Origin of the sequence: Brachybacterium rhamnosum, assembly GCF_039526185.1 — a bacterium.
Taxonomy (GTDB): domain Bacteria; phylum Actinomycetota; class Actinomycetes; order Actinomycetales; family Dermabacteraceae; genus Brachybacterium; species Brachybacterium rhamnosum.
Map to the genome: position 1 here is coordinate 352799 of NZ_BAAAIS010000002.1, position 14228 is coordinate 367026.

At 73.8% G+C, this 14228-nt stretch carries 13 protein-coding genes; 2 read left to right on the top strand and 11 right to left on the bottom strand.

Annotated elements, in window-relative coordinates; all coding sequences use genetic code 11:
* Positions 1–66: 66 nt before the first annotated feature.
* From ABD080_RS03530 to ABD080_RS03550, 5 genes are all read right to left on the bottom strand, one after another.
* Positions 67–918: a VOC family protein gene (locus tag ABD080_RS03530; RefSeq protein WP_343903661.1), complete on the bottom strand. Its 852-nt coding sequence runs from the start codon at positions 916–918 to the stop codon at positions 67–69.
* Positions 919–1042: 124 nt separating this feature from the next.
* The gene (locus ABD080_RS03535) at positions 1043–1570 is read right to left on the bottom strand and encodes a DinB family protein (RefSeq protein WP_343903662.1); all 528 of its coding nucleotides are present in this window, start codon (positions 1568–1570) and stop codon (positions 1043–1045) included.
* A 60-nt stretch (positions 1571–1630) separates the two neighbouring features.
* Entirely contained in the window at positions 1631–1993 is a 363-nt protein-coding gene (locus ABD080_RS03540; protein WP_137769181.1) for a GNAT family N-acetyltransferase, read from the bottom strand.
* A gap of 68 nt (positions 1994–2061) precedes the next feature.
* Complete coding sequence (locus tag ABD080_RS03545; RefSeq protein ID WP_168197988.1) at positions 2062–3648, bottom strand: HNH endonuclease signature motif containing protein; 1587 nt, start codon at positions 3646–3648, stop codon at positions 2062–2064.
* Between the two features lie 350 nt (positions 3649–3998).
* Positions 3999–5843: a hypothetical protein gene (locus tag ABD080_RS03550; protein WP_343903663.1), complete on the bottom strand. Its 1845-nt coding sequence runs from the start codon at positions 5841–5843 to the stop codon at positions 3999–4001.
* Positions 5844–6015: 172 nt separating this feature from the next.
* Here ABD080_RS03550 and ABD080_RS03555 point away from each other — a divergent pair, with 172 nt between their 5' ends.
* Positions 6016–6957: a hypothetical protein gene (locus ABD080_RS03555; RefSeq protein WP_343903664.1), complete on the top strand. Its 942-nt coding sequence runs from the start codon at positions 6016–6018 to the stop codon at positions 6955–6957.
* A 1-nt stretch (position 6958) separates the two neighbouring features.
* Positions 6959–7747, top strand: coding sequence for a ferritin-like domain-containing protein (locus ABD080_RS03560; protein WP_137769183.1), 789 nt, complete (start codon positions 6959–6961; stop codon positions 7745–7747).
* 212 nt (positions 7748–7959) lie between these two features.
* On the opposite strand, the gene ABD080_RS03565 is transcribed toward ABD080_RS03560, so the two are convergent.
* Genes ABD080_RS03565 through ABD080_RS03590 form a run of 6 tightly spaced genes read right to left on the bottom strand, consistent with a single transcriptional unit; the run spans position 7960 to position 14163 of the window.
* On the bottom strand, positions 7960–8487 hold the full coding sequence (locus tag ABD080_RS03565; protein WP_343903665.1) for a GNAT family N-acetyltransferase: 528 nt from the start codon (positions 8485–8487) through the stop codon (positions 7960–7962).
* A 52-nt stretch (positions 8488–8539) separates the two neighbouring features.
* Entirely contained in the window at positions 8540–9010 is a 471-nt protein-coding gene (locus ABD080_RS03570; protein WP_343903666.1) for a ribose-5-phosphate isomerase, read from the bottom strand.
* A gap of 35 nt (positions 9011–9045) precedes the next feature.
* The gene (locus ABD080_RS03575; protein ID WP_343903667.1) at positions 9046–10767 is read right to left on the bottom strand and encodes a dihydroxyacetone kinase family protein; all 1722 of its coding nucleotides are present in this window, start codon (positions 10765–10767) and stop codon (positions 9046–9048) included.
* Between the two features lie 46 nt (positions 10768–10813).
* Positions 10814–11605, bottom strand: a complete 792-nt coding sequence (locus ABD080_RS03580; RefSeq protein ID WP_343903668.1) for an SDR family oxidoreductase — start codon at positions 11603–11605, stop codon at positions 10814–10816.
* Positions 11606–11652: 47 nt separating this feature from the next.
* A complete protein-coding gene (locus ABD080_RS03585) occupies positions 11653–13023 on the bottom strand; it encodes an RbtT/DalT/CsbX family MFS transporter (protein ID WP_343903669.1) in 1371 nt (456 codons plus the stop codon).
* Positions 13024–13065: 42 nt separating this feature from the next.
* Positions 13066–14163 carry a zinc-binding dehydrogenase gene (locus ABD080_RS03590; RefSeq protein ID WP_137769189.1) on the bottom strand — a complete coding sequence of 366 codons (1098 nt, stop codon included), beginning with the start codon at positions 14161–14163 and terminating at the stop codon, positions 13066–13068.
* Positions 14164–14228 lie beyond the last annotated feature (65 nt).

Here is a 14228-nt window from a genome sequence, read left to right on the forward strand (position 1 = left end):
CCCGTCGCAGGCCGTGGCGCGGCGACACCGGGCGGGTCGTCCCCTCGGGGGCGGCCCGCCCTCCTGTCAGCCCTGCTGGGCGCGGGAGGAGTCGATGATCTGCAGCGATCCGCCCTGCGGGTCCGCGATCGTCGCGACGCGGCCGAAGGGGCTGTCCATCGGGCCGTCGAGCACGCTCCCACCCAGGGCCGCGACCTGCTCGGCGGCCCGGTCACAGTTTTCGACGGCGATGTAGGGGCGCCAGTAACTGGGCACCTGCTCGGGCAGCCACGGCGAGGCGTCGCAGAGCCCGGCGCTCGCGCCCTCGCCGCCCTGGTCCGTCGCGTAGCGGAAGGAGTCGTCGTCCGACGGCATGCGCACCGCGTCCCAGCCGAAGACGCCGCGGTAGAACGGCTCGGCGACGTCGAAGTCCTTGGTCATGAGCTCGAACCAGGTGGGAGTGCCCGGGGTGCCGGGCGTGTCGAAGCCGGCGAAGGGGGCCGCCTGCCAGAAGCCGACGGCGGCGCCCGAGGGGTCCTGCGCGACGGACATGTGGCCGAGGCCCGGCACCTCCATCGGCGGGAAGAGCACGGTGCCGCCCGCGGCGGGGATCGCCTCCGCGGTCGCGGCGGCGTCGTCGGTCGCGAGGTAGACGGTCCAGGCGGTGGGCTGCTCGGCGGGGTCGGGGACGCTGCCGTCCGGGTTCATCGCGGCCATGAGCCCGCCGACGGGATGCCCCTCGCGGGTCGCCATCGTGTAGTGACCGAACTCCTCGCCGGTATCCGTGAGGTCCCAGCCGAAGAGCTCGCCGTAGAAGGTCTTCGCCCCCTCGATGTCATGGGTGAACAGGTCGATCCAGCAGGGCGTCCCGGCGCGCGGCGCGGGACGGGAGTCGGTGGCGGCGGGGTCCTGCGGCGTCGTCGGGCACTGCTCGGACATGACTGCTCCTCGATGGGTCAGCTGCGCCCCGGTGGGCGCGGGTCGTCGCCGCGAACGCTACTCGCGGCCCGTCGGGCGGGGAAGAGGACCGTCCGCGCGGAAGGGAACCGGCGGCGGGACGGTCTCAGCCGCGGTCGGTGGTGCCGAGCACGTAGGCGGCCTGGCCGAGGTGCTGGGCGGCGTCGTCGATGATGCTGACCAGGCGCACCGCCCGGGTGATGGGGGCGCCGTCGTACTCCCCGATGGCCTCGTCGAGGTCGGCGTCGGCGAGCGTGCCGAGGTAGTCGTGCAGCGCGTCGGCGGTGGCGAGCACGTAGTCGACGAGGGCGTCGCCGTCCTCGACGACGATCGCGCGGGCCTCCCCCTCGCTGTGCCCGTAGCCGACGGCGCGGCCGGCCTCCCCGAGGCCGAGCCTCTCGCCGAATCCCTGGGCGTTCCAGACCTCGGGCTGCCCCGAGAGGTGGGCGAGCTGCACGTCGATCTCGCGGCCCGTGTGCCAGAGCAGCCAGGCGAGGGAGTTCGGGTGGCCGGCGGGGTGGGCGTTGAGCACGGCGGGGTCGAGCTGCCCGCGCAGCGCCTCGGCGGCGTCGCGGGGGCGGGAGGCGAGGTCGAGCAGGATGCGGCGGGCGAGGGTTCCGGAGCTGCGCGTCATGGTGACGACGCTACTCCGCGGGTGGGACCGTCGAGCGGTCGGGGCCCGGGTCAGTCGGGGTCAGTCGGGGGCGATGACACCGGCGGACTCCTCGGGGTGGCGCTGGAGCCAGCTCTCGATGAAGGGGCACACGATGATGATCCTGAGGCCGGCGGCGCGGGACTCGCGGAGGGCGGTGCGGGCGAGCACGGAGGCCACTCCCCCGCCGCGCTGGGCGGGGTCGGTGACGGTGTGGAGCAGTTCGATGCGGCCGCGCCGGCGCTCGTAGGTGGTGATGCCGACGACCTCGCCGTCGCGCACCGCCTCGAAGCGGCGTGCCCCGGTGTTGTCCCGCACCTGCACGCGACCGGGTGGGCCGGGCGGCGGGCGCTCGGTGGTGGGCCGGTTGTCGGGGTCGTAGGAGGTGTCTGCCTCGGCGGTCATGGCCGTCTCCTCGGGCCGGGCTCCCTACGCTACGGCAGTTCGACGCGCCATGGCAGGGCTCCGCCGGGTCAGAACGGCGGCGGGACGTCGAACGGATCGGGTGGCGGAGGCGGGAGCGGGGGAAGCGGCGGCGGGGGCGGCGGGTCGATCCCGGCGGGCCCCTGCCAGTCCTCGTAGTACTCGACGAGCTGGGCGCTGCGACGGAGCAGGTACTCCTCGTGGAGCTCGTCCTCCACGGAGCGGGCGAAGAACCCCGCCGCCTCGAGCTCCCGCTCGAGGGCGGCGTCCCGCTTCGCGCGGAGCCCCGCCTGGTAGCGGTCCCAGGCCGTGCGGAAGTCCGCGGCGAGGACCTGTGTCACGAGGTCACGCTGCGCCTCGACCTCCGTGGAGGTCAGCTCCCCCACCGTCCACCTCGTGCTGCCGGTGTCGGTGCGTTCCGGGTCGAGAGCCCTGCTGGTCTTCATCCGATGGTGGGTGCGGCACAGCCGGTGCAGGTTCTCCGGGCTCGTGGCACCGCCTCTGCCCGGACGGATATGGTCGAATTCCTGGATATGGTCCGATTCCCCGATATCCACGACCCGCCGCGAACAGCCGGGCACGGCACATATCGGGTCGACGACCTTGAGATATTCCACCATCGCCGTGGACGGCCGGTACGTCGTCGCCGCGACGGGGAGGAATTCCCCGGTGACCGGATCCGTCAGAACCCGGTGCCAGGCGGTCGCGTTCGCCGCGAGGTCACGGGCCATGGCAGGAGGGATCGGCACCGTCCCGTCCAGCATCCCCGGCGCATCCGTCACGCCGAGGAGGGACAGGACGGGGACGACGAGGTTCATCCGCACCGCGGCGGCGGGGACGGGGACGCCGTCGGTCCCGATCTCGGAGCGGGTCAGGAGGACGTAGCGGATCGCACCGAGCGGCATCGGAGCCCCGGTGCGGGCGGCGTCACCGTGGACGTCCCAGGGGATCGCCACCCCCGCTTCGCCGGCGCCGATGCGGGCGAGCGCGTGGCGCTGCGCATCCTGGACGGCATGCGCGGCGCGGTCGAGGCGCTTGGCGAGGTCGAGGATCTCCGGGGCGGGGCCGGTCACGGTGAGCTGCGCGGTGCCGTCGTCCTCGCTGGGGAGGACGAGCTCGACGTCCCGTTTGGACTCGGCGGTGCCGCCCGCCGCGGCGGCTGTGTCGACCCAGGCGACGAGCTGCCGCAGCAGGGTCCAGAACCTGTCCGCCGGGAGCGTCTCGAGCTGCCAGGACGAGACCTGCTCGTCGACGAAAGTACGCTGAGCAGCGGTGAGACTGCGGACGGAGCGGAGCAGGTGATCGCACCATTCCGGCGGCAGGGCGCCGGACCCGACCTGGGCGAGGCATCGCGGGAGATCGGCGACGGCCATGCGCGCATCACGGAGGCGGCCGGCGGCGCGGCCGAGCTTGGCGCGCAGCACCACACCGACCGCGACGGCGTTCAGGTCGCCGTCGTCCCCCGCGTCCTCCACCCAGAGCTCCGCGAGGTCCGTCAGCTCCGCGACATAGGCGGCCGCCTGCACCTCGCGACGCCGGCGCAGGATCCGCTGCAGCGCCGCCGACTCGGGCGAGCCCTCCTCGACCTCCGCACGGGCATCGAGGTTCTCCTCCGTGACCCCGCTGCGCCCTCGCACGGAACCCCGCAGACGGCGCGGGAGGGAGCGAGCGTCCAGGGCGACGGGAGGGGGGGCGGCGCCCGAGGAAGCCTGCGGGGCAGGCGCCGAGGAGTCGGGCGGGACGGGCACCGAAGGGACCGCGAGGACGGACGCCAGGGGGTGCTGGGAAGCAGAGGCCTGCCCGGAGACAGCCTTGACCGGAGCCGACATCCCCACACCTCCTCGTGCTCATCGGGGCCGGGGATCCCCATGAATCCCCACCGTTCCGCTCCCCTTATTTTAGAACGTCTGATCGACGAAGGCGAGCACATCGAGAGAACCCATCGAAATTGTGGATAACGTCGAGTGGGGAGGAAAGGCGGCGGGATTCAGGCCTCCGCGGAGAGCCGGCCGACGAGGGCGTCGATCCGCTCGAGGTCGTCGGCCTCGGCGTCCTGGTTGCGCCACTGCGCCTGGGCCTGCAGCGCAGCGGCGAGCGCCGCCTCCCGCTCCCCACGGCGCTCGAGCAGCAGCGCATGCTGCTCGTCAAGGTAGGCGCGCCAGTACAGGGCGCGCTCCTCATGACCGCCCGGGGCGAGGCCGATCACCTCGCGGGCGCCGTCGAGCAGCTGAGGCAGCTCCTCGGCGTCGGGCTCCGCGGCGGCGACCGCCACGAGCTCCCCCACCCGCGCATCGACCCGGTGGTCCCACAGCAGGGCCGAGGGCAGCAGGAGCCGTCCGCCGTCGGGCCGGGTGCGGCGCTCGATCGCGCGGGCGGCGGCGCGCGCGGTCGGCGTCTCGCCGAGGTCCATCGCACGGCGCAGCACGAGCGCGAGCGCCTCGAGCTCGATCCGCAGGAACGGCCCGCGCCGCGGGGCGGGGGTCGCGAGGTCGTCGCTCAGCCAGCGGGCGTCCGCCGCGACCCGGCGCAGCTGGAGCAAGGAACCGCGCAGGTCACCCTCGCGCTCGTACAGCGTCGCGAGCAGGCGCGCGGCCTCGAGATCGGTCGACCGGTCGCGGTGATCGCGCGCGATCCGACGCACCTCCTCGAGCGCCTCGCGGGCCTCGTCTGCCCGCCCCACCCGGATCCGCTGGCCGGCGACCGCGAGCAGCGGTCCCGTGCGCAGCTCGTCCCGCCGCAGTGAGCGCTGCAGGGAGGCCAGGCGGCCCGCAGCGAAGGAGGCATCCCGCTCGAGGCCGGCCGCGGTCAGCGCCTCGAGCAGGTCCGTCACGAGGCCCACGCGCAGCGGCGCGTCCTCGACGCGGCGCATGACGCCGAGAGCATCGAGGGCGTGGCGCACCGCGGCGAGCGGATGCGAGGCGCGCAGGGTACGGGCGAGGACGGCGTGGGCGGCGATGCGCACCCGGTGCGGATCGGCCCGGCGCGAGGCCTCCGCCTCGGGGTCGGCGTCCACCTCCTCGAGCAGCTCGAGGGCGTCGAGCGCAGCCGTCGTCGCGGACTCCGTGAGACCCGCGGCCTCGAGCGCCTGGGCGAGCCGCAGGCGCAGCATCGGCTCCGGCGCGCCGAGCAGGTCCGCGCGCGCGGCCGGCAGGGCGTCGAGGGCCGCGCGGAGGACGCGGATCCGCCGACGGGGGTCCGTCGCGGTCGCGGCGGGGTCCGCGGGGCCCGCGGGGCCCGCGAGATCCGCGCACGCGGGGCCGACGGCGCCGCGGGCCCGGCGATGCGGGACGTCGAGCTCGCGGACCACGGCGAGCAGCTCCGGGGTGACGGTCGCCGGGGCGGCGCGACGCCGGCCGGCGCGGGGGCCGTCGGACCCTTCGCCGCCGTCGGCCGGCTCCCGCAGCACGCCCCGCTCGAGGAGGACCTGCGCGGTCGCCACGGCCTGGGCCGCGTGGCCGGCCCGGCGCTGCGCGCGCAGCAGATCGCCGGCGGCGGCGGCGACCTCCTCGTCCGTGCCCACGCGCGCGAGCGCCGCGAGGCGGGCGGAGGCGAGCACGGCGAGGTCCGCGGCGACAGGAGCGGGAACAGGGGCATGGCCGACGACGGAGCCGCCCCCCGGGAGCGGCATGGCGGCGAGGGCCACCGCCTCGCGATAGCGCTCCGCGTGCGTGAGATCGCCCACACGCTGGGCGAGCTCGAGCGGCGTGCGCGGGGCAGGCAGCGGGAGCTCCGGTGGCCGCAGCGCGACCCGCAGCTCCTCGGGATCGGGGAGGCCGACCTGGTCGTCGCGGCCGCCGGTCTCCGGGAGGGAGGAGGCACCGGGGACGATCACGCGACGAACCTACCAACGAACCCTTCGCGCATCTTGGGGAGACGGGGACCACCCGAGAACGCCCCTCACCGGGCGCGACGCCGAACCTCCGGAGCCGTAGGATGGACGCGGTGCCCAGGGCCCCCGGGGCTCGTCCGGGCACCGTCGGCAGGCATGGTGAGGAGCCCCTTTCGTGACGATCAGCGCGGGCGCGACGATCCGACCTGTCACGGACCCCGCACGCGGGCTCCACGACGGGCACCTCCACCTCGACGACAGCATCGACCGCGTGGTCGTGACCGACGTCGACCTCGACGGCTACCTCGAGACGCCCCACCGTCGGCTCCCCGTGGACACGGCCGCCGTGGCCGCCCAGCCCCTCGACCCGGCCGTCGCGCGCACGCTCGGCGTGATCCAGCGGCTCGAGGGATCCGCGCTCGCGGAGTCCCGCGCCATGCTCGCCACCTGGACCGGCAACGAGGCGCGCGTAACCGCGTTCCTCGCGACCTGGCTCGTGGAGCGCTACTGGCAGGCCCGGGCCCTGCGCGACGTGCTCACCCTCGACGACCCCGTCGAGCGCCCCCGCCCGCTCGCCGCCGCCGGCCCGGCCACGACGCTGCGCCGGATCCACGTGGCCCGCGTGCAGCCGCTGCTCTCCCCGCTGTGGACCGTGCTCGCCGGCGAGGCCGTCACCGCCGGCCACATGATGCGCCTCGCGATCCAGGAGACCTGGCTGCGCGAAGCCCTCACCCTGCTCGCGGGACGGCTCGACGGGGAGGCCCGACGGGTCGCCCTCGAGGTCGCCGGCCGCCACGACGACGCGATCGCGTTCCTCCGCGCGGAGGCGACCGCCCGCGTCACCCGCTCGCGCCGTGAGGCGATCGCCGCGCGGCTCGTGCTCACCCTCGACGACCCCCTGCACGGCGGCGGCGTCCCCGACCCGGACCTGCCCGCCGCCCTCGCCGAGCTCGGCGCCGACCCCGCCGATCTCGCCGCCCTCGACCGCGCGCGCCACGACCTGACGCGCCTCCTGCCCGGGGCGGACCTCCCCCTGGGCCCCTCCTCCCGCGTGAGCGCGCGCACCCGCGCTGCCCTCCCCTCGCTCACCGCTCGCGACTCCGGAACAGGAGCCTGAGATGGCCTTCGACCTCGACAAGTTCACGACGACCTCCGAGCCGCTCCAGTACGACGACCTCGATTTCTCCCTCTTCGAGAGCCAGCCGCTGGACGAGGCGACGCTGCGGGACCTGCGCTACATGTGCGACGTCGAGTTCCACACCAGCTGCTACCTGCGGGACATGCTCGTCACCCCCTCCCATCACGAGGAGGACGCCGGCGGCTTCATGACCATGTGGAACCGCGAGGAGTTCTGGCACGGCAAGGCCCTCGCGGACGTCCTCGCCCGCCACGGCATCCTCGTGGACTACGACGAGGTGAAGGCCAAGCGCGTGAAGCTCGGCTGGTACAGCTCCCTCGCCGCCTTCAAGCAGTCCGCGCTGACGAACCTCGCGGGCACCGACTTCGTCGCCGTCCACATGACCTGGGGCGCCGCGAACGAGCTCTCCGCCGTCGCCGCCTACCGCCGCCTCGCCGCGATGGTCGAGCACCCTGTGCTCTCCCCGCTCCTGCAGCGCATCGCCCAGCAGGAGACCCGGCACGTCGCCTTCTACACGACGCAGGGCCGCGAGCGGCTCGAGGCCTCGACCGCCGCGCAGAAGCTCACCCGCATGATCCTCGCGAAGGTGTGGCGGCCCGTCGGCTCCGGCGTCATGGACGACTCCGAGGTCAAGCACGTCATGGGCCACCTCTTCGAGGGGCACTTCGACGAGCTCGACAAGCTCGACAAGCGCGTCCAGAAGATGCCCGGCCTCGAGGGGCTGACGATCTTCCGCGGCGCCTTCGCACGCCTCGGCCTGGCGGCCTGACCAGGCGCCTCTCCGTCTGAGAGAGCTCTCATCGGCCGCTCATCGCGGCCTCACCCCTCCGCGGTCCACTTCTCGGGTCAGCAGCCGGCAGCGTCCGGCCCCGCGCCCCGCCCGAGGAGTCCCCCATGACCACGATCGACCGGTCCGCCGCCCCCCTACCCCGCCTCCGGCCGCCCCCAGACGTGGGCGGCCGCGAGCGCGGTGCCGATCGCTCAGGCGCTCAGGCTGGTCCCGATCCAGTAGCGCCGCAGGGAGCGGCCGTCGTCGTCCTGCACCGCGTCCTCGAAGCGGCCGCCGCAGCGCTCGATGACCGCGCGCGAGGCGGGGTTCTGCTCGTCGCAGATCACGAGCACCTCGTCGATGCCGCGGCGGCGGGCGAAGGGGAGGATCCCTCGCAGGGCCTGCGTCGCGAGGCCGCGGCCCCGGGCCGACGGTCGCACGCCGTAGCCGACGTGCCCGCCGAACCGTGCGAGGAAGTCGTTCAGCTCGTGCCGCAGGGCCACGCTGCCGAGGTACTCGCCGTCCTCGACCAGCCAGCGGTAGGTGCAGGTGACGAAGCCCGGTCCGGCGGGCTCCGCCTCCTCGGCGAGCAGCTGCGCCACCCAGGTCTCGAAGCCGTCCCGCTCGAGCAGCGAGGCCGCGTCGCGGATGCCCGCGCCGTCCTGGTGGGCGCCGTCCCATTCGCGCATCGAGGTGCGGAAGGACGGGAACAGGGCGGGGTCCGGGGCGACGAGGTCCATCGTGCGAACCTACCAAGCCGCCCCGGCCCCGAGCCCACGGGACCGGCCGGGCTCAGCCCTTCTCGAGCGACCCGTCGTAGGCGCAGATCGCGTCGACCTTCTCCGCGGAGGAGGAGGTGGGGTCGAACTCGAGGTCGAGCCAGACCTTGACGAGCTCCTTGGCGAGCTCGAGACCGATGACCCGCTCACCCATGCACAGGACCTGCGCGTTGTTCGACAGCACGGACCGCTGCACCGAGTAGAGGTCGTGGGCGGTGACGGCGCGGATGCCGCTCACCTTGTTCGCGGCGATCGCGACGCCGAGGCCCGTGCCGCAGACGAGCAGGGCGCGGTCCGCCTCGCCGGCGGCGACCTTCTCCGCCGCGGCGACGGCAACGTTGGGGTACAGCTCGCCATCCTCGCGGCCTCCGACGCCGACGTCGGCCACGGAGGCGACGCGGGGGTCGTTCTCGAGCAGCTCCTTCAGGGCGGACTTGTGGCCGAAGCCGGCGTTGTCGGATCCGGTGATGATGCGCAGAGCCATGGGAGGACCTTCCAGGTGAGGGTGGATGTTCGGGGTCAGGAGAGCTGCTCGCCGAGCAGCGTGACGATGCGGGAGAAGGAGATCGCGCCCGGGTCCGGCGTGCCCACGGACTTGTCCCCGTGGTTGCGGGCGCGGCCCTTGGTCGCCGCGATCTCGGCGGTGCCCTCGGCGGCCGCCGTGGCCTTCGCCGCGGCCTCGGTGATCGCGGCACCGGTGGAGCCCGCCGCCCCGCCGTCGGCGCCGCCCGCCGCGGCGAGGGACTCGCGGAACGGGACGGCCGCGTCGACCATCGTCTTGTCCCCCACCTGCGCGCCGCCGAGGCGCTCGATCGCCTCGACCGCCTGGATCAGCCCCGTGCGCAGGGCGTCGCCCGTCACGGCGGCGTCGTCGGCGAGCGCCCGGCCGAGGCTCGTGAGCGCCGCGCCCCACAGCGCACCGGAGGTGCCGCCGGCCTCCGCGGACCACGCCGCCCCGGCCTGCACGAGGACCGTGCGGGCGCCCGCGCCGCCCTCGACGCTGCGCTGCGCGGCCGCGCGCGCGGCACGGATGCCGAGCAGCATGCCCTGCCCGTGGTCGCCGTCCCCGGCGACCTGGTCCATGCGCCCCAGCTCCGGCTCGAGCCCCGTGAGCAGCTCCTCCACCGCGCCGAGCACCTCGAGCACGCGCGCGGCGCCCTCCTGTGACTCCGCCGAGGCCTCCGGGATCGGGTCCTCGCCCGGGGCGTAGACCTCCCCGCGCTCCTCGCCGAGCGGACCCTTTACGACGGCGCCGCGGCGGAAGGCCGGGGCGTCCGCCGGGGCGAGCCACAGCCGCTCGAGCTCCTCGTCCAGGCGCATCACCGTGAGCGAGAGGCCCGCCATGTCCAGGCTCGTCACGTGCTCCCCCACCTCGGGGCGCACCACGGTGAGGCCGCGCTCGGCGAGGAGCCCCGCGACGTGCTTCCACACCACGAACATCTCCTCGTGCTTCACGGTGCCGAGGCCGTTGAGGACCACGGCGACGCGGTCCGAGTCGAGCTCGGGGGTCTCCTCGAGCACGCCGTCCACGAGCACGCGGGCGAGATCCGCCGCGCTCGGCATGTCCACCTCGTCGATGCCCGGCTCGCCGTGGATGCCCAGGCCGATCGCCATCCGCCCCTCGGGGACGTGGAAGAGGGCGTCCTCCGCACCCGGCAGGGTGCAGCCGTCGAAGGCGACGCCGAGCGAGCGGGTCGCGTCGTTCGCCTTCCACGCGAGGCGCTCCGCCTCGTCGAGGTCCGCGCTCTCCTGGATCGCGGCGCCCGCGACCTTGAAGACGGTGAGGTCGCCGGCGATGCCGCGCCGGTCGCGGTGGTCCCCGCCCTGCCCCGAGGCGATGTCGTCGCTCACGGCGACGATGCGCACGTCGATCCCCTCGGCGCGCAGCTTCTCGGCGGCGACGCCGAAGTGCAGCACGTCCCCGGCGTAATGGCCGAAGCCGAGGATCACACCGCCGCCGTTCTCCGCGTTCCGCGCGACCGCGTGGACCTGGTCCGAGGACGGCGAGGAGAACACGTTCCCGCAGGGCGCGCCGTGCGCGAAGCCCGGCCCCACCCAGCCGGCGAAGGCCGGGTAGTGCCCCGAGCCTCCGCCCACCACGAGCGCGGGCTGCCCCGCCGGGGTGGCCGCGGCGCGGACCACCCCGCCGTGCACGCGCAGCAGCTCCTCGGGGTGCGCCGCGACGAGGCCCTCGACGGCGTCGGAGGGGAAGGACAGGGGATCGTCGAACAGGTAGGTCATGGGACTCTCTCCGGGATGAGGGGCAGGACGGGGCCGTCGGGGGCCGTCAGGCGGCCGTGTAGCCGCCGTCGATCGAGAGGACCGAGCCGGTGACGAAGGAGCTCGCGTCGGAGGCGAGGTACACGGCGGCGCCCGCGAGCTCGTGCGGCTCCCCCGGGCGCTTCATCGGCGTCATGAGGTTCCACTGGTCGATCTGCGGGCCGCCGGCCTCGTAGAAGCCGCGGGTCAGCTCGGTGCGCATGTACCCCGGGGCGATCGCGTTCACGCGCACGCCGCGCTCGGCCCACTCGAGGGCCGCGGAGCGGGTGAGGTTGTGGACCGCGGCCTTCGAGGCGTTGTAGGACGCCTGGGTCTGCGGGACGTTCGCGATGATGCCGCTCATCGAACCGGTGTTGATGATGCTGCCGTGGCCGCGCTCGAGCATCCTCCGGCCGACGGCGGAGAGCACGTGGTACACGCCGTCGAGGTTGAGGGTCATCACCGCGCGCCACTTCTCGGCGTCGCCGTCCTCGAGCGGGTGGTGGATCGTGCAACCCGCGTTGTTCAGCAGGATCTCGATGCCGCCCACCTCGTCGTCGATCGCGGCGACGGTCTGCTCGACCTCCGCCTGGTCGGTGACGTCGAGGTGGCGGTAGTCCACGCGCACGCCGGTCTCGGCGGCGAGGTCGCGGGCGGCCTGCTCGCCGGTCTCGTCGTCGATGTCGGCGAGGACGATCGGGGCGCCGTGCTGGGCGAGGCCGCGGGCCATGGCGAGGCCCAGGCCCTTCGCGCCGCCGGTGACGAGGGCGGTGCGGCCGGTGAGGTCGAACAGCGGGGACGGGGTGGGGGTGGTGCTCATGGGGTGCTCCTTCGTGAGGTGCTGCGGAGAGGGGGTGCCGGGTGGGGTCAGGCGGCCTCGTCGGCCGACTCGAGGACGGGGCCGTGCAGCCGCGGCTGATGGACCTTGAGGAAGTAGGTCATGGCGAAGGCGCACGCGTAGAGGGCCACGAACGCCCAGACCACGGCCACGTTCCCGCCGAGCGGGCGGACGATCGCGACGACGGCGCTGCCCAGGAAGGTCGCCCCGCCCGCGGCGGTCGTGTACATGGCCATCGCGGCGCCGGTGTGCTCCGGGGCGATCGCCGGCATGATCGCGCCGAGCGGCACGAAGCCGGCGAGCATGATGCCGAAGACGGTGCCCGCGGCGACCGAGACGGCGAAGCCCCAGTCGGAGCCGGCCGGCACCATGTGCGGCACGTACCACCACAGCAGCAGGCCGATCGCGGAGCCGAGGATGCCGAACCAGCGCACGGTCGTCACCCAGCCGACCCGGTCGCCGAGGGCGCCGAAGGCTGCGTTGAACAGGATGTTGCCGGCGTAGACGATCGACGTCATGACGAGCCACTGGGACTGGCTCCAGCCCAGTCCGCCGTCGGCCACGGAGCCCGCGATGACGTTGGGCAGGATGATGAACATGCCGAACTCGGGAGCGGTGTTGATGAGGCGGGTCAGGAAGCCCATCGCGATGCGCTTGTTCGTGAAGGTGAGGCGCACGCCCGCGGTGATCACCTGGCTCGCGGTCTCGCCCTCGGGGGCGAGGCGGCGCGAGCCGTGCCCCTCGCGGACGCCGAACCAGGCGACGAGGAAGCCGGCGATCACGAGGACGCTCGAGCCGAGCATGGCGGCGGACTCGCCGGCGAAGCCGCCGCCGAGGCGCGGGATGAGGAACGCCGCGACGAGGGAGCCGAGGGTGGGCAGACCGCCCGTGAACATGACGTAGAACCAGCCGACGCCCGCGCCGTTGCGCTCCTTGTCCACGACGTGGTTGATCCACACGAGGAACGCGAAGGCGAACAGCGGGAAGCCGAAGCCGCGCAGGAAGTAGCTCAGCGCCACCAGCGGCACCGACTCGATCGCGAGGGATCCGAGGAAGGCGAGCTCGAAGACGACCCAGACCCCGACGCCGAGCGCCATCACGCGGCGCGGCCCGAAGAGGTCCGAGAGGGCGCCGGCGAGGTAGGAGCCCACGAGCACCGCGAGCGAGTAGGCCGCGATGATCTTCGCGGCGAGGTCGATCTTGTCGTCGCCGCCGCCGAAGGCCTCGGCGATGTGCGTGGAGACGAAGTTCGACTCCACGCCGTTGCCCGTCATGAACAGCAGCACGCCGAGGAAGCCCCAGCGCAGGACGTGGGGGATGCCGAGGCGGTCCAGGAAGGTCTCGCGCCCGGCCCCGGGGGCGGTGCCCGCCGAGGACGAGGTGGTCGAGGGGAACGTCATGTCTGCACTCCTTCGTGCACGGGGGAAGGGGGAAGGGGCGGATCAGAGGCCGGGGACGATCGAGACCTTCACGGAGGCGCCGGAGGAGTCGCCGACGGTGTCGAGGGCCTTCTGGACGTCGCCGAGGCCGAACTGGTGGGTGCAGATCTCCTCCATGGGCAGCACGCCGGACTCGATGATCCCGATCGCGGCGGGCCAGCAGTTCGGGCCCAGGTGGGCGCCGAGGACGTCGAGCTCCTTGTCGTCGGAGATGATCGACCAGTCGACGGTGACGTCGTCCTTGAAGACGGAGTACTCGACGAAGCGGCCGAGCTTGCGCAGCAGGTTCAGCCCCTGGGAGACGGCGCTCGGGTGGCCCGTGCACTCGATGTAGACGTCCGCGCCGTAGCCGCCGGTGAGCGCCTTGATCTCGGCGACGACATCGACCTTCGAGGGGTTCAGGGTGAGGTCCGCGCCGCACTTCGCGGCGAGGGCGAGCTTGTCGTCGTCGAAGTCGAGGGCGATGACCTGCTTGGGGGTCTTGTGGCTCGCGCCGATGATCGCGCCGAGGCCGATCGGGCCGCAGCCGGCGACCACGACGACGTCGTCGAAGGTGAGCTGCGCGCGCTCGACGGCGTGCAGCGAGCAGGAGAGCGGCTCGGAGAACGCCGCGTGGTGGGGCGGGAGGTCCTTGCTGACCTGGTGGGCGCGGGCGAGGGAGGGGACGATCATGTACTCGGCCATGGCGCCGCTGTAGTGCTTGAAGCCGAACATGTCGTGGGGCCCGCACATCCAGTACCAGCCGCGCCGGCAGTACATGCACTCGCCGCAGGGGACGATCTGCTCGCAGGCGATGCGGTCGCCGATCTGCACGCCGTGGTGGGCGAGGGCCTCCTCCGAGCCGGCGACGACCTCGCCGACGAGCTCGTGGCCGGGGGTGATGCCGGGCTCGACCCAGCGGTCGCGGTTCTCGTCGCCCCAGAACTTCGCGGCGCCGTGGTAGCACTTCAGGTCGCTCGCGCAGACGCCCACGGCCTCCACGCGCAGCAGGAGCTCGTCCGCGGCGGGGCGCGGGACGTCGATCTCCTCGAGGCGGTAGTCCTCCGGCGCGTGCATGACGACGGCCTGCATCGTGCTGGGGATCTGGGGGGACTGGCTCATGGGGGACACATCTCCTTCGATACGTTCCGGCCCGGCGGCGCGGACGTGTCGAGACTAGGCAAACC

Coding starts and splice junctions, on each gene's coding strand:
- ABD080_RS03530 (WP_343903661.1), bottom strand. CDS start 918: ATGTCCGAGCAGTGCCCGACGACGCCGCAGGACCCCGCCGCCACCGAC.
- ABD080_RS03535 (WP_343903662.1), bottom strand. CDS start 1,570: ATGACGCGCAGCTCCGGAACCCTCGCCCGCCGCATCCTGCTCGACCTC.
- ABD080_RS03540 (WP_137769181.1), bottom strand. CDS start 1,993: ATGACCGCCGAGGCAGACACCTCCTACGACCCCGACAACCGGCCCACC.
- ABD080_RS03560 (WP_137769183.1), top strand. CDS start 6,959: ATGGCCTTCGACCTCGACAAGTTCACGACGACCTCCGAGCCGCTCCAG.
- ABD080_RS03565 (WP_343903665.1), bottom strand. CDS start 8,487: ATGGACCTCGTCGCCCCGGACCCCGCCCTGTTCCCGTCCTTCCGCACC.
- ABD080_RS03570 (WP_343903666.1), bottom strand. CDS start 9,010: ATGGCTCTGCGCATCATCACCGGATCCGACAACGCCGGCTTCGGCCAC.
- ABD080_RS03575 (WP_343903667.1), bottom strand. CDS start 10,767: ATGACCTACCTGTTCGACGATCCCCTGTCCTTCCCCTCCGACGCCGTC.
- ABD080_RS03580 (WP_343903668.1), bottom strand. CDS start 11,605: ATGAGCACCACCCCCACCCCGTCCCCGCTGTTCGACCTCACCGGCCGC.
- ABD080_RS03585 (WP_343903669.1), bottom strand. CDS start 13,023: ATGACGTTCCCCTCGACCACCTCGTCCTCGGCGGGCACCGCCCCCGGG.
- ABD080_RS03590 (WP_137769189.1), bottom strand. CDS start 14,163: ATGAGCCAGTCCCCCCAGATCCCCAGCACGATGCAGGCCGTCGTCATG.